Source organism: Bradyrhizobium sp. Ec3.3, from assembly GCF_000472925.1.
Taxonomy (GTDB): domain Bacteria; phylum Pseudomonadota; class Alphaproteobacteria; order Rhizobiales; family Xanthobacteraceae; genus Bradyrhizobium.
In genome coordinates this window covers 167,424-181,586 of sequence record NZ_AXAS01000006.1, presented here as the reverse complement: position 1 = coordinate 181,586, position 14,163 = coordinate 167,424, and the positions used below count along the sequence as shown (strand labels likewise).

Sequence of the window (14,163 nt, the reverse complement as noted above, 5' to 3'; positions counted from 1 at the left end):
TCCGAGATCCTAGTTTCAAGGATTCGGATGGGCATCGATATCCGCGCGAGCTTGCTCCGCCGCGTCGACGAGGTGATCGAATAAGGTTGCCGGATAGAGTCAAAGGCAATCGAGGATACCGTCAGCGTCTCGCCGCGCTCAAGCAACGTCAGCTTGCGGACTGCCCTCCTCCTCGCTGGCAAGCGCATCGAGATCGATGATCTGTAGATCGTCCCAAGGTGTCTCGTCCTGGCCCCCGCCGCTGCCATGAACGTGCATCAGGGTCTGCACGCGCCTCGCATTGAGATAGTCCACATGCTGGTGCCGCAGGGCGATCGGCAGCAGCGTCTTCGGCAGCTCGACCAGGGCGAAGGCAGGCGCTTTGCGCAACTCGCTGCCCTCCTGCCACTTGAGCGGATTGAGCGTATAGATCAATTGCCGCTCGACCTCCGGACGCTGCGGGCGCGTGGCGGCGGGCGGCGGCGGCGCGATGTTGACGTTGCCCACCCGTGTGCGCGCTGCCAGTGTCCTCAGCTCCCAGCAGACCAGATCCGCGGCCGACAGCACCTCGCGACGCACCTCGTCCACGCTGGCGGAGAAGCCCGTCGCCTCCGCGACCGTTACTGCACCCTTGGCGACAGCGCCGACCAGCGCTGCTGCGCCCGAAGCAAATTCCGGGACGGCCAGATCGATCGCCGCCGCGAGCGCCTCGATACGATCCGCAAGCAATTCGCGGTCGCGCTGCGCAATGGCGTCGGCCAGTGCACGCTCGGTTGCGACGATCTGTTCGTTGGCTTCTCCGAGGGCCGCGCGCGCCGTCTTGACGCGATCCTCAACCGAACGCAGCTCGGCCTCCGCACGCGCGAGCTTGGCATTGCCGGCGCCAGCCATCGCCAGCCGCTCGGCAGCGCCACGTGTTTCCGCAAGTACGGATTCGGCGAGGCCCAGCCGGTCGACTAGTTTTTGCCGCTCCGCCTGTCTGCTTTTCAGTGCGCTTTCGAAGCGCTCGACCGGGCCGAGCTCACGCTTGAAGAATGCCATGGCAATAACCTCAGGGATCGCGATCATTCACCGAATCAGTTGGCAGATCCAATGCTCGAGCCGTAGTTGGAAATTGGGTTAAGATTGCGGCTCGCCGAAAAGGCGCCAGACTCACGCGGTCCGCGCGAGTTGCCCGTACGCGGAAGAGAGGAGCCGGCGCGTTAACGATCTGTTAACCATCGCGGCCTAGCCTGTCGTCATCAGCGCACACACGACTGCCCGGTTCAGTCCCAGGAGGACAGCCGATGCCTATTGAGACGCTGACATATGCCGCACTTGGTGCTCGCCTGAAGATCTCGCCATTGGCGGCTCGTTCGCTTGCCAAGCGGCGCCGCTTGCCGCGCTCACTTTCGGATAGCGGAAAGGCACTGGTGAGCATTGATCTCGCCGATCTACGGCATACGCCACGACGACCAGGAAGTCGGCAAGCAGGCGACGGCGCGCTGCAAGCAGAAAAGATCCTGGCACTGCAGGTGGAGATCGCGCGGCTCGAAGCAACAGCAGCCGGTCATCGGGCGGATTTCGAGCGGGAGCGAGAGCGCGCCGATCGCCTGACAACTGAGCTGCTGCAGGCGACTGCCGAGGCGACGGCCGCCAAGGAGGCGGCGGCGCGTCTTGAAGGCTCTCTGCGAACCGGCGACCGATCCGGTGGTTCGACCGACGGCCACGGACAAGCCACATCCCGACTGGGGCATCTCCTCGCCGACCTCGTGGAAGCAGACCGCAGAGCATGCAAGTAGCAATCCCAGTTCTCACATTCTCCAACCCGCCGAAGTAAAGCGTGAGGCAAAAATGACTGACATCACCGATCTTCGCGAGCTGAAAGCGCGCATTGTCGTGTTCGGGGTCGGCGGCGCCGGCGGCAATGCGGTCAACAACATGATCGCGGCTGGGTTACAAGGCGTCGACTTCATCGTCGCCAATACGGACGCACAGGCGCTCACCATGTCGAACGCCAAGCGCGTCATCCAGATGGGCACCCAGGTGACTAAAGGCCTTGGCGCCGGCTCGCAGCCCGAGGTCGGGCGCGCCGCAGCCGAAGAGGTGATCGACGCGATCCGCGATCATTTGACCGGCGCACATATGGTGTTTGTGACTGCCGGCATGGGCGGCGGCACCGGCACCGGGGCAGCGCCTGTGATAGCCAGGACCGCGCGCGAGCTTGGCATTCTCACCATTGGTGTGGTCACCAAGCCATTTCACTTCGAGGGTCAGCGCCGCATGCGCCTTGCCGAAGCGGGCATCGCGGATCTGCTGAAGGCGGTGGACACCCTGCTGATCATCCCGAACCAGAATCTGTTCCGGGTGGCCAACGAGAAGACCACATTCGCCGCTGCTTTTGCCCTGGCCGATCAAGTGCTCTATTCGGGTGTGGCCTGCATCAGCGACCTCATCGTCAAGGAAGGTCTGATCAATCTCGATTTCGCCGACGTTCTCTCCATCATGCACGAGAAGGGCAAGGCGATGATGGGCAGGGGCGAGGCCTCGGGCGCAAAGCGCGTGCTCAACGCCGCCGTGGCCGCGATTTCCAATCCATTGATCGAGGACCCGTCGATCAAGCGAGCCAGTGGCCTCATCATCTCCATTACCGGCGGCAGGGACCTGACACTGTTCGAGGTCGACGAAGCTGCCAGCCGCATTCGCGAGGAGGCCGACCAGGATGCCAACATCATCGTCGGCGCCACTTTTGACGAGCGCCTCGAGGGCATAGTCCGCGTCTCGGTGGTGGCGACCGGCATCGATAATCTTGGGCCGGCACGCCAGGTGCAACAAGCGCAAGGCTCAATCGCGGAACTCGCCGGCAGGCTGGGCAACGACGGCCGTCGCGTCGCCGACCGGATTGAGCGCAGCGCACCGATGCCGCCGCCATTGGAGAGCCCGCCGCCCGCACCGACGGCCCGCCACCCTGAGGGCAGACCCGCAAAGCCGACTTCGGAGTCTGCGCGCCATGCGGCTCCGCAGGGCCTCGATCCGTACGGCCGTTCCTCTACGGCACGCAATTGGATCGAGGAGGACGTTCTCGATATCCCGGCCTTCCTGCGCCGCAAGGCCAACTTCTGATATGTTTGGGCGGTCTAACCGCCTCGTCTCACACTGTCGAGAAACTGCTCGCGTTCGCCAGGCGCGTAACCCTGGGAATCTCCCGGATACGGGCCATTGTAATCATCGTACGGTGCCGGCCGGTAGTGGACCGCCGGTCCGGATGGCGCGTAGGCAAAACCCGAAGCGGGGTCGGAGGCGATCGTGCCCTGACCGGGACGAACGATAGCGTGCCCTCGGTGCGTGTGATGCACTGTAGCCGCGTTCGCAGAGCCACACAGGGTGATCAAAAGGCCCAATGCCAAAATAGAACGCATCGCTTTTTCTCCAATCGACAGCCGCGCCTGCTTAGGTAAGGCCCAGGTCGCGCCGTCCCAACAACAGCGGCTTCACGATTAGTCACATCGCTGGCATCACGGGCGCCGGACGTCTTGCGGGGATTTCCCCTCCGGGCTGAACTGGAAGCACCGCGCGGCGGCGCTGGATCGGTCCGCATATGGCCTTCTGCGACATGTGCGCCCGGCAGAACGCCAACTTTGCTGCCGATGCTCGCAATAGAATGCTTCATTGGCGCGAGAAGGGAAGCGGGGCTCACCCGCGTTAGCAGCTTGCACCATCGCACCAGCGGGCTGCAGCCGCTGTTTCGGGAATAAAGGATCGTAGCAAATCGATCGATTGGCTATATTTCCGAAGCCGTTTCTTCCGGCGTTTGGTTGGAGAGAGATGCCCCCGGGGCCACGTCTTTCGCAAAGTGGACGGCCGCGCCTCATGCTTGGCGGCCCGACGATCACACTCGTCCGCGCAGTGGCGATCGTGATGGCGCTGGGCGCAATTCGCGCATTCGCCGCTGACATTGGTTATTTGACGCCGCCAAGAATCCCTGCAAAGGAGTTTCCCTCACCTAGGCGTCCGGTTGCGCCGATCGCCAGCCTGAGTCGCTCCACCGAGGAGCACCGCGACTCCCTGAATGAAGCCGGAGAGGTTGCACTTCTTCTTGGGCTAAAACCAGGCATGACGGTCGGCGATATTGGTGCTGGCAGCGGCTACTACACGGTGCGTCTGTCGTACGTCGTTGGTTCCACGGGCGCCATCATCGCCCAGGACGTCATGCGGGATTACCTCATCGAGCTGAGCAGGCGCACGGAACGACTGGGGCTGGCAAACGTCAAGTTCGCGATGGGCGAACCACACGACCCTCGCCTGCCCGCTTCCTCGCTGGATGCCGCCATCCTCGGGCACATGTACCACGAGATAACCCAGCCCTACGCCTTTCTCTATAATCTCGCGCCCGCCTTGAAGCCGGGCGCTCGGATCGGAATTGTCGATTTCGAGCGTCCGACCTCGAGGCATGGCACGCCGATTGAGCTGTTGCGTTGCGAATTATCCGCCGTTGGCTATGGCGAGATCGCCACGTATCAGCTCGCAGGCGATGGTGGATATTTGGCGGTGTTTGTCCCACCGCTGGAAGCGGGTCGAAGATCTCCCCGCGATATAGTTGCTTGTACGGATCATGCCGGCTCGCGCTAGGTCGATGGGGACTGCCGTTTAAGCCAGGTCAAGTGCTAAGGCTTCCGACTGGGGGCGACGAACGGGTTACTCTCAACGTCGGCGTGGCTGTTTCTCTCAAAACATGATTCCAGGCGTTCAAGGGCCGCAGTACTTCCGTCGAGTGGTACCTTCAACGTCGCTCCTTCTCCTCTCACCTGGAGGATATTCGCCGTGCGCACTCTCTCGCTGAGCGGGCGGTCCGATAGAGCGATCGTTACGCTCCTGCCTTCAGCCAACGCTTTTGCCTGGACTGATCGCGCACCTGCAACGAGCGTCACATCGTACGCCTTGCCTCTCTCGAGCTTCCATTTCGATGAATCGAGAAACAGGCGCAAGCCGTCATTGGATCTTGCAAACTTTATATCGAGATCATTAGCGGACCGGCTCATCGTGCACCCGTCAAACTTCTCCGCTTTGAATGAAGTTGCAATCGTCCATGGTCCAACGGAGATGGTCTGATCTTGCTCACGCGCAATGACCGATGTGACCGGAATCAGTACGACAGAGACTGCAACTGGCAACCGCATCTTTTCCTCCTGATACCGGGGCAAGGCAGAAACCTAATCAAAAACACTGTATCCTTTGCGCGCGCCGAACGCAGCCGGGACTCATCGCCGGTATTGACCTCAGCGCCCCGACCGCCGTGTTCCATCGCGCCCCATACTCTCCATCGTGCGGCCATGCTTTCGTCAAGACTGCATTCAGAGCTTGGTCGCCGACGTCGCAACTCGCAAAAGTAACAAAGTATAAGGCACCGAATCGGATCGCAGGTCATAACCCAACCCACCTTGGCGGCCGGGGGCGCACGCAGCTGGGGACGCAAACCATGGATCGCACTGATTCAGATGAGCGCGCGGGCAACGAGGCCCGAAGGAGCGAGCAGGTCTCTTGTGCGAGATGTGCCGCCAGGCTTCATCTTTTCATCGAGATACTCGATTCCCGCAACGGTAGGACGCTTCGCCTGTTTCGATGCCTGTGCGGAGAATTTGCCTGGGGCGACTGAGGTCGCCTCAGTTGGCGGCTTCTTTTTTCGTTTCGCGATGTCGCCTGTTGCCCCCAAGCCGAACTCATCGGTCAAGGCTAGACCAACTTCTGCGCTGCCCCTGTTGCGCCGCTATCCGAGGGCGTAGCGGACTTCAGCGTACCCAGAGTATTGTTCGTAAAATTGATCATTGCGAGAAATGATATTTGCGGGAGGACCGAGCATGCAAATCAATGGCGTTGCCCACACGTTCATCACGGCTGGAAATTTTTCAGCCGCACGTGCCTTCTACGGACAACTGCTACCGTTTATGGGCCTTACGATCGTGGCCGACACATCGAACACCTTCTATTGCGTCGGCGGCCGTACGGGATTCGGCATTCATGCGCCCGCAGAGGAGTATGTTGGCCAACGATTCCGCCAGGGCTCTGTTGGATTGCATCACCACTGTTTCCGTGCACGAGAACGTGCCGATGTCGACGAGGCGTATGACTTCCTCGTAAAGATCGGCGCACATATCATTCACGGACCACGAGACGACAGTTTTGCCCCCGGCTACTACTCGGTGCTGTTCGAGGATCCAGACGGCACGAGGCTGGAGATTAATCATGTTCCGGGCAAAGGGCTGCTCGCTCCAGGAACACAGATTGGCGGCGGCTACGCGGATGGGACGCAGAATGGGTAACAGCTTCAAATGACCAAGCTCAAGACGCCAAGACGCTCGGCCTACCCCTTGCGCCGACGCTGCCCCGCCCGGCCACTTCCGGTTATGGCCCCGAGTGGACTGCGCCGCCTAGCTCACAACATGCGCGATAGTCGAAACGGCAAAACCGTTCGCTTTTACGAGCGCCGGCGCGGCGAACGCATCTGGGACGATTGGAGATGCCCTCTGGGGTCCGTATTTAACGCTCAGCGAAACACTAACCTTTGTTATTTGAGCGGCCACGCCCTCCAAGGTAGAATGTTCCGGTCAGAGGAATGGGCATCCTCAGATGGAAATCTTCAAGCAACCAGAACGTTTGAGCGCACCTATTTGCGCCAAGTGCGGCATCGCGATGACTTGGATTCATTCGGCGTTGATCAAGGCCGAGCGCACCGTCCTGCACAAGTTCACATGCCAGAATTGTGGCAATAGCAGCCAAATCAGAACGCCAGCGAAGCTCGCTAAAGAGTAGGGCCGCCCCAGTTGGCGGCCTCTTTCATTTCGCGAATGTCGCCTGTTGGCCCAACTCGGACCTCTGGTGAGGTCGGCGATTGCGCCGCTCTCGCTTTCGAGCGCGGGAAAATAAACCGGTGCGAGGCGACCTCAGGAAGTTTAACGTCAAAGTTGCGCGCGAACAGAACCCGGCTGTGCGGCTTGGGTCCGTACCGTTCTCACGCAGCGCGAGATTGTCTTTGTCTTAAGACGGAGGACACTCCATGCCGAGAAAAGAGATTCTCGACCAGATTCAGAAGTACATCCACCCCTTCCGTATCTCCAGCGGCAAGGGCTTTCAGCTGAAGGACTTCGACCCCGGCGACACGCGCGGTCTGAACATGGAAAAGGGCGAAGCTGCCGATCTTCTGCAGCGGGGCACTCGATGGCTCGCAGAAGAACAGGACATGCTTTACGCCCAGGACCGTTGGTCGCTGCTGCTCGTGTTCCAGGCCATGGATGCGGCTGGCAAGGACAGCACCATTAAACACGTCATGTCGGGGGTGAATCCGCAGGGCTGCCAGGTCTTTTCGTTCAAGCAGCCCTCACAAGAGGATCTCGCGCATGACTTCATGTGGCGCTACGCATCGCGTCTGCCGGAGCGTGGACGGATCGGAATCTTCAATCGTTCCTATTACGAGGAGGTCCTCATTGTGCGCGTTCACGAGGATATCCTGAAGCAGCAGAGGCTGCCGTCGTCGTTCGTGGGCAGCAGGATCTGGGACGAACGGCTGGCCGACATCGCGCGCTTTGAGGATTACCTCACCCGGCAGGGCACAGTCATCCTCAAGTTCTTTCTGCATGTGTCGCGCGCAGAGCAAAAGAAACGCTTCATGAAGCGCCTCGACAATCCCGAAAAGAACTGGAAGTTCTCCGCGTCGGACGTGCGCGAGCGCAGGTACTGGGCCGATTATATGGGCGCGTACCAAGCGGCGGTCACGGCCACTGCATCGGAGCAGGCGCCGTGGTACGTGGTGCCGGCCGACAACAGATGGTTCACCCGTCTTGTCGTCGCCGCGGCAATCGTGGAGGCCGTGGAGAAACTCGACCTCGCATATCCGAAGGTAAGCCCGGAGCAGAAGAAGGAGCTGGCCACGGCTCGAGCGGAACTTGCGCGCGAAGCCTGACTCCTGAGGCTCAAGACGAGGCGTCTCCTGAACCTGCTTCCGCGGCGACAACGATCTTTCGCAAGGAGCTTGACGAGCGAATGACAAGCTTTTCGGCCTCGACCACGAGGAAGAACAGCAATCCGCCCAGGAGAAGCCAAGGCCACACCCAAAGCGGGACAGATTCGTTGCCAAACATCGCCTGGACCGGTGGTACGTAGGTGAAAATCAGTTGCAGGATCACGACGGCAGCGATGCCGAGCGGCAAGTACGCATTGCCCGAGTGCGCCCTCACGGAGAGCGACGAATCGAGCAGGTAGCGGCTATTCAGCAGATAGAACACCTGGCCGATTGTGATGGCATTGACGGCTACCGTTCGGGCAAGCCCATCCGATGCGCCTTGCCCTGTCATCCAGAAGAACGCCAGCAAGGTGTAAGCAAGGAGCGCCAAGCCGACGAAGATGATCCGCCAAATCCCGAAGCCGGTCACGATGGGGCGGTCTACTGCGCGCGGCGGCCGGTGCATCACATCGATCTCGTGCGGCTCGAAGGAGATGACCAGGCCGAGCGCGACCGACGTGACCATATTGACCCAGAGCACTTGCGGGGCCGTGATCGGCATGGTGAACCCGACAAAGATCGCCACCGCAATGACCAGCGCCTGCGCGACGTTGGTCGGCAGCATGAATAGCATGGCCTTCTCGATATTGTTGTAGACGGTGCGGCCTTCCTTCACCGCCGCCGAGATCGAGGCGAAGTTATCGTCGGCGAGGATCATTTCGGCAGCTTCCTTCGTGACCTCGGTGCCTTTGATCCCCATCGCGACTCCGATGTCGGCTTTCTTGAGAGAGGGCGCGTCGTTCACACCGTCACCTGTCATCGCCACGATTTGATTGTTGGCCTGGATCGCTTTCACCAGGCGCAGCTTGTGTTCGGGGCTGGCGCGCGCGAAGACGTCGACGGCGCGAACGCGTTCCTGCAGCGTCGCGGTGTCCATGTCCTCGATTTCGGCGCCCGTGATCGCGGTCTTTCCGTCGCCGAGCCCAAGCATCTTGGCGATGGCCGCGGCGGTGATCTTGTGATCGCCGGTGATCATGGTGACGCGGATGCCGCCACCTTGGCACTCCTTCACGGCTTCGATGGCCTCCTTGCGCGGCGGGTCCAGGAGGCCGATCAGGCCGAGCAGGACAAGCGTCCTTGGCAGATCGGCCGCGGTGAGACCGCCAGCCTTCACATTCGGGTTCTGGAGCCACGCGAACGCCAGCACACGTTCGCCTTGGGCCGCAAGCCTGTCCGATTGTTTCGAGAAGTGATTGCGGTCGAGCGGGCTCGACTGGCCATCGTCGGTCTGCTGGCGATCGCAATGTTCAAGAATGACTTCCGGGGCGCCCTTGACGAGCAGGACTTGCTCGCCCTTCGCATCTCTCTGAAGCGTCGCCATAAACTTGTGCTCGGATTCAAACGGAATGGCGTCGATACGCGGAGATGCAGCCTGCTCGAGCTGCCGATCCATGCCGAGCTTTGCCGCGAACGGATAGAGCGCGCCCTCGGTCGGATCGCCCTCCACCTTCCAGGTGCCCTCCTCCTGGAACAGCTCCGCGTCGTTGCAGAGCAGGGACACTCGCCCCATCAGCGCGAGGACCGGATCCTTGCCAGCGGGCTGTCCGTCCTTCTTGATTTCGCCCACTGGAGAATAGCCATCGCCGGTGACCTGATACGCCGACTCGGCCGTGACGGCGGACACCACCATCATCTCCATGAGCGTCAGCGTACCCGTCTTGTCCGAGCAGATCCGCGACACGGAGCCGAGCGTCTCGACTGCGGGCAACCGCCGGATAATCGCGTTGCGCTGGGCCATGCGCTGGACGCCGATGGCCAGGGTGATCGTGATAAGTGCAGGTAGTCCTTCCGGGATGAGCGATACGGCGATGCCGACGACTGCCTGGAAGAGCTCCACAAAGTCGATCCCTTTCACCCACTTGCCGTAGGCGAAGATCAGGACGCTGATCACCCCGATTGCCGCGCTGATGGCGTAGCCAAATTTCTTGATCTGGCGCAGCAGCGGAGTCTCGAGCGGGCTGACGTCGGCGAGCAACTGGTTGATACGGCCGAGTTCGGTCTGAGGGCCGGTCGCGACGACCAATCCGGTTGCGCGACCGGATACGACCATGGTGCCGGAAAATGCCATGTTCTCGCGATCACCTACCGTCGCGTTGGCAGGCACCGCGTCGACGCTCTTTTCCGCCGGCACCGATTCACCAGTGAGGGCCGCCTCTTCGGTCCGCAGGTTCTTTGTCTCGAACAGTCGCAGATCCGCAGGAATCTTGTCGCCCGACTCCAGGAGCACGACGTCCCCCGGGACAAGCTGCTCCGCGGGGATCATGCGGGTTTCCCCACCGCGTACCGCCCTGGCCTCGGCGGTCAGCATGTTGCGGATGGAATCCAATGCCTTCTCGGCCTTGCCCTCCTGAATGAAACCGAGGAGCGCGTTGAGAACGACCACGCCAAAGATGATCGCCGCGTCGACCCACAGGTTCAGCATCAACTTGGTGAACCCTGCGGCGAGCAGCACGTAGACCAGGATGTTGTTGAACTGTGCGAGAAGCCTCGCAAACGAGCCGCGTTTCCTCCCTTCGGGCAAGCGGTTCTGACCGTACTTCTGAAGTCGGACAGCGGCCTCAGCCGGAGCAAGCCCTTTCTCGCAGCTGGTAGCAAGTCGCTCCACGACCTCATGCTGAGGTATCGCGTGCCAGGGCGCCACCTCGTCGGTTGTGTTCGCATTCGCTGCTGCGCTCATGCCATTCTGCCTATCGGCCGACGTCTAGAACTGGTTAAGTTCGCTTACGGAGTCGACATCTGACATTTCTTTCGAAGTCCCAATGACATGGGTCGTGATCCGCAAGGCCCTTGACCTGAATCAAGGGACTGAGACCCGTTGGAAGACCGGTTTCAATCCGGAGAATCCCTCACTCAACCTGGGGCTTCGCAGTATGGTTTGGCGGGGCCCCTCCGATAGCCCCACCGGTTCCTCGTTTAACTTGGCGCGCAGGCTCCCCGTATCGGCCCAACTCAGACCCGGTCTAAGCTCCGCTATCGCGCCGCGATCAGAGGCACAGCGGATCTCGTGCACACTCTACGGCGTGCGGGGTCGCGAGCACGCCCCCTGTGCCGCCGCCTTCATCCGGTAATGACTGACGCCCCATTCGCTGCCGTTGGCGTAACCGAACAGACCTGCGGTGGCGAGGAAGAACCAGCGCCAGCGCCGCATCCAGAGCACGGTCTCGTCGCCATAGACCTTGCGCAAGATCGCTTCGATGGCCTCCCGGTTGGAATCGAAATTGACCAGCCAGTCGTTCGCGGTGCGCTGATAATGCGTGCCGCTCCAGCACCATTCCTTCTCGACCTCGAACAGGTCGGGATATTGCCTTACGAGGTGATGGCTCGGCATCACGCCGCCTGTGAAGAAATGCTGCGCGATCCAATCGTCGCGGTCGGTGCGGTCGAAGAGATACGAGCCGGAGCGATGGGTGAAGATGTGCATGAAGAAGCGTCCGTCGACATCGAGCCAGGAGCGGACGTTCGTCAAGAGCTTGCGCCAGTTCATCATGTGCTCGAACATTTCCACCGAGACGACGCGGTCGAACCGGCGGTCGGGCGCGAACACGTTCATATCAGACGTGACGACGCGAAGATTTTTGAGACCGCGCAGCCGCGCCTCCTCCTCGATATGGTCGCGCTGCGAATGCGAGTTCGACACTGCCGTCACCTCGGCATGGGGGAACTGCCGCGCCATCCACAGCGACAGCGAGCCCCAGCCGCAGCCGAGCTCGAGGATGGTCTGCCCGTCGGCAAGGTCGGCATGGGCGACGGTCTGGCGCAGGGCTTCCTCTTCCGCCTCCTGCAACGTGGTCGCAGCAGTCTTGTAGAAGCAGGACGAATATTTGCGGTTGGGGCCGAGCACCGCCGCGAAGAAGGCAGACGGCACCTCGTAGTGCTGGGTGTTGGCGGCATCGGCATACCCGGCGATCGGCCGCAGCATCATTTGACCGGCGAACACCGTGTCATCCGCCGCGGTGCGGTCGGCAAGGCGCGTCGCGGTGCGCGAGCATAGCCGCTGGATCGCGGCGCGGACGACGACGTCGGGCAGAGGCACGCGCTCGGCGGTGCCGATGATGGCGGAGACGAAGCTCACGCGGTCGCTCCCCGGACAATCGCTTTGGGCGGCAAGGGAAAGAAGGCGCTGGTTCGCGCCTGGTAGGCACGGTAGCGCTCGCCGCGCGAGCGCAGCATCTGTTCCTCCAGTGGCGGGATGCCGGTGACGTGGACCAGGATCCAGTACATCAAGATCGGCGCAAGCAGGCTGGCCCAGCCCCATGCGTAGCCGGACGCAAGGCCGATCACGGGATAGGCGAGCCAGCACAGCCATTCGAAGAAGTAGTTGGGATGCCGCGACCAGCGCCACAGGCCGACATCGCAGACCTGGACGGCGTTGGCCGGGTCCTGCCTGAACCGCCGCAACTGCGCGTCCGCCAGCCCTTCGCCGAGGATGCCGGCGAGCAGGATCGCCGCGCCCAGGAAATCCTGGACGCGCAGGGCGGGCTCTGGGACATGCGCGGCGACGAAGATCGCGAACACCAGCGGCACCGAGCCCAGCGCCTGGTTCTGGAGGAAGATGAACATCCGCCGCCGCGCGTTAAGGCCCCAGTCCTTCGCAAACGCGGCATAGCGCGGATCGTCGGAGATGCGAGCGGTGCGGATCGCAATATGCATCCCGAGCCGGCCGGACCACAGTGCCACCAGGCTCGCGACCAGCCATTGCCGTGCGTTGGGCGCATGGCCGAAAGCCGGCCAGAGCGCACTGGAGGCGCCGACCAGCCCGATGGAAAAGCTCCAGATGGTGTCGACCCAGCCGGAATTGCCGGTCAGCTCGCGCACCACCCAGGCGAGCGCCATCAAGATCGCAAGCGACAACGCGATGACGGCAAGCGCCCCGAGATAGGTCGTCATGCAAAAAATCCGACTTGAGCCTGTGAAACGCCGAAGTTTTGCAAAATACGTAACCTTCAAAGCCCGGTTTCAGGTTTGAGTTCCCCCACCCAGCCCCGAAATCGACCCCGCCCAGCTTTTTTTGCGCTCGCGCTGTGCCATAGTGCGGGCCGCAATTTGAGGTTTCGCAACGGATGACATCGGCCATGAAGCCTGGCACTTCGCCCCGCTCCCCCATGGACATCGACTACATCAAACTGTCCTCCCCCAGCGTGTTCCTGGTGCGGATGCTGGTGTTTCTGGTGCTCTGCTCGCTGGTCGGGGTCGTGCTCTACAAGCAGATCATCACCGCCTTCTTCGCCAATCCCGGGCTGAACGCCCTGATCGGCGGCGTGCTGTTCATCGGCATTATCCTGGCCTTCCGCCAGGTCATCCGGCTCTATCCCGAGGTCTCCTGGGTCAACAATTTCCGCATCGCCGATCCCGGCCTTGCGCAGTCGCGCCATCCGAGACTGCTGGCCCCGATGGCGGCGATCCTCGGGGGCGAGCGGTCCGGGCGCATGAGCATCACCCAGCAGACCATGCGGCACCTGCTTGATTCGATCGCGACCCGCCTGGACGAGGCTCGCGACATCTCCCGCTATATGACCGGATTGCTGGTGTTCCTCGGCCTGCTCGGCACCTTCTGGGGTCTGATCGAGACCGTCGGCTCGGTCGGCAAGGTGATCGACGGGCTGAAGGTTGGCGGCGACGCCGGTGCTCTGTTCGACACCCTGAAGGAAGGCCTCGCCGCGCCGCTCGGCGGCATGGGTATCTCGTTCTCCAGCTCGCTGTTCGGCCTTGCCGGCTCGCTCATCCTCGGCTTCCTCGACCTGCAATCGAGCCAGGCCCAGAACCGTTTCTACACCGACCTCGAAGACTGGCTTGCCACCACCGTGCGCGAATATGGCAGCGGCGAAGTGGCGGCCGTCGCCAGTGGCGGCGGTGTGGCCTCGGGCGAGCTTCAGGCTGCCGTCGAACGGCTGCGCTCGGTACTCGAGGAAGGCAACGCCAGCCGCGGCACGACAGCCGCGATGGCGAGCCTTGCCGAGGCCATCCAGGCACTGGTCTCGCATATGCGAACTGAACAGCAGATGATCCGCGAATGGGCTGACGGCCAGGGCGAGCAGAATCGCGAGATCCGTCGCCTGCTCGAGCGCCTCGCGCGCCAGCCGGAGAAGAGTTGAGTACTCGTTGGGCTACCCTGCCCCGGACGCAGTCAGCACGCAGTGGTGCGCTGCTGAGCC

Annotated in this window: 12 protein-coding genes; 6 read left to right on the top strand and 6 right to left on the bottom strand. The window is 61.9% G+C overall.

Annotated features, from left to right (window positions below; all coding sequences use genetic code 11):
* Positions 1–138 precede the first annotated feature (138 nt).
* Entirely contained in the window at positions 139–1,020 is an 882-nt protein-coding gene (locus YUU_RS0107425; RefSeq protein WP_027521830.1) for a hypothetical protein, read from the bottom strand.
* Positions 1,021–1,265: 245 nt separating this feature from the next.
* On the opposite strand from YUU_RS0107425, the gene YUU_RS56100 reads away from it, so the two are divergent.
* The 3 genes from YUU_RS56100 to YUU_RS0107410 all read left to right on the top strand — a co-directional run bounded on the left by YUU_RS56100 (position 1,266) and on the right by YUU_RS0107410 (position 4,587).
* Positions 1,266–1,760 (top strand): hypothetical protein, encoded by a 495-nt coding sequence (locus tag YUU_RS56100; RefSeq protein ID WP_084801338.1) that lies wholly within the window; start codon positions 1,266–1,268, stop codon positions 1,758–1,760.
* Between the two features lie 52 nt (positions 1,761–1,812).
* Positions 1,813–3,081 (top strand): cell division protein FtsZ, encoded by a 1,269-nt coding sequence (ftsZ, locus tag YUU_RS0107415; RefSeq protein WP_027521828.1) that lies wholly within the window; start codon positions 1,813–1,815, stop codon positions 3,079–3,081.
* Between the two features lie 747 nt (positions 3,082–3,828).
* On the top strand, positions 3,829–4,587 hold the full coding sequence (locus YUU_RS0107410; protein ID WP_245287962.1) for a class I SAM-dependent methyltransferase: 759 nt from the start codon (positions 3,829–3,831) through the stop codon (positions 4,585–4,587).
* Positions 4,588–4,622: 35 nt separating this feature from the next.
* Here the strand turns inward: YUU_RS0107410 and YUU_RS0107405 are convergent, their stop codons facing one another.
* Both YUU_RS0107405 and YUU_RS58425 read right to left on the bottom strand, forming a co-directional pair.
* Positions 4,623–5,135 (bottom strand): hypothetical protein, encoded by a 513-nt coding sequence (locus tag YUU_RS0107405; protein ID WP_156944152.1) that lies wholly within the window; start codon positions 5,133–5,135, stop codon positions 4,623–4,625.
* A 314-nt stretch (positions 5,136–5,449) separates the two neighbouring features.
* A complete protein-coding gene (locus YUU_RS58425) occupies positions 5,450–5,686 on the bottom strand; it encodes a hypothetical protein (protein ID WP_156944151.1) in 237 nt (78 codons plus the stop codon).
* A gap of 127 nt (positions 5,687–5,813) precedes the next feature.
* On the opposite strand from YUU_RS58425, the gene YUU_RS0107400 reads away from it, so the two are divergent.
* Positions 5,814–6,275, top strand: coding sequence for a VOC family protein (locus tag YUU_RS0107400; RefSeq protein WP_035661467.1), 462 nt, complete (start codon positions 5,814–5,816; stop codon positions 6,273–6,275).
* A gap of 734 nt (positions 6,276–7,009) precedes the next feature.
* On the top strand, positions 7,010–7,912 hold the full coding sequence (locus YUU_RS0107390) for a polyphosphate kinase 2 family protein (RefSeq protein WP_027521823.1): 903 nt from the start codon (positions 7,010–7,012) through the stop codon (positions 7,910–7,912).
* A 10-nt stretch (positions 7,913–7,922) separates the two neighbouring features.
* On the opposite strand, the gene YUU_RS0107385 is transcribed toward YUU_RS0107390, so the two are convergent.
* The 3 genes from YUU_RS0107385 to YUU_RS0107375 form a co-directional block, all read right to left on the bottom strand.
* Positions 7,923–10,688 carry an HAD-IC family P-type ATPase gene (locus tag YUU_RS0107385; RefSeq protein ID WP_027521822.1) on the bottom strand — a complete coding sequence of 922 codons (2,766 nt, stop codon included), beginning with the start codon at positions 10,686–10,688 and terminating at the stop codon, positions 7,923–7,925.
* Positions 10,689–11,024: 336 nt separating this feature from the next.
* Positions 11,025–12,083: a cyclopropane-fatty-acyl-phospholipid synthase family protein gene (locus tag YUU_RS50205; RefSeq protein ID WP_035661463.1), complete on the bottom strand. Its 1,059-nt coding sequence runs from the start codon at positions 12,081–12,083 to the stop codon at positions 11,025–11,027.
* The gene (locus tag YUU_RS0107375) at positions 12,080–12,898 is read right to left on the bottom strand and encodes a DUF1295 domain-containing protein (RefSeq protein ID WP_027521821.1); all 819 of its coding nucleotides are present in this window, start codon (positions 12,896–12,898) and stop codon (positions 12,080–12,082) included. The genes YUU_RS50205 and YUU_RS0107375 overlap by 4 nt, the downstream gene beginning before the upstream one ends.
* Before the next feature lie 185 nt (positions 12,899–13,083).
* Between YUU_RS0107375 and YUU_RS0107370 the strand changes: the two genes are divergently transcribed.
* A complete protein-coding gene (locus YUU_RS0107370) occupies positions 13,084–14,103 on the top strand; it encodes a hypothetical protein (protein ID WP_027521820.1) in 1,020 nt (339 codons plus the stop codon).
* Positions 14,104–14,163 lie beyond the last annotated feature (60 nt).

Excerpts from the sequence above, each read along its gene's own strand:
- YUU_RS0107390 (WP_027521823.1), top strand. The coding sequence starts at position 7,010 with ATGCCGAGAAAAGAGATTCTCGACCAGATTCAGAAGTACATCCACCCC.
- YUU_RS0107370 (WP_027521820.1), top strand. The coding sequence starts at position 13,084 with ATGAAGCCTGGCACTTCGCCCCGCTCCCCCATGGACATCGACTACATC.
- YUU_RS0107410 (WP_245287962.1), top strand. The coding sequence starts at position 3,829 with ATGCTTGGCGGCCCGACGATCACACTCGTCCGCGCAGTGGCGATCGTG.
- YUU_RS0107425 (WP_027521830.1), bottom strand. The coding sequence starts at position 1,020 with ATGGCATTCTTCAAGCGTGAGCTCGGCCCGGTCGAGCGCTTCGAAAGC.
- YUU_RS0107405 (WP_156944152.1), bottom strand. The coding sequence starts at position 5,135 with ATGCGGTTGCCAGTTGCAGTCTCTGTCGTACTGATTCCGGTCACATCG.
- ftsZ (WP_027521828.1), top strand. The coding sequence starts at position 1,813 with ATGACTGACATCACCGATCTTCGCGAGCTGAAAGCGCGCATTGTCGTG.
- YUU_RS56100 (WP_084801338.1), top strand. The coding sequence starts at position 1,266 with ATGCCTATTGAGACGCTGACATATGCCGCACTTGGTGCTCGCCTGAAG.
- YUU_RS0107375 (WP_027521821.1), bottom strand. The coding sequence starts at position 12,898 with ATGACGACCTATCTCGGGGCGCTTGCCGTCATCGCGTTGTCGCTTGCG.
- YUU_RS0107385 (WP_027521822.1), bottom strand. The coding sequence starts at position 10,688 with ATGAGCGCAGCAGCGAATGCGAACACAACCGACGAGGTGGCGCCCTGG.
- YUU_RS0107400 (WP_035661467.1), top strand. The coding sequence starts at position 5,814 with ATGCAAATCAATGGCGTTGCCCACACGTTCATCACGGCTGGAAATTTT.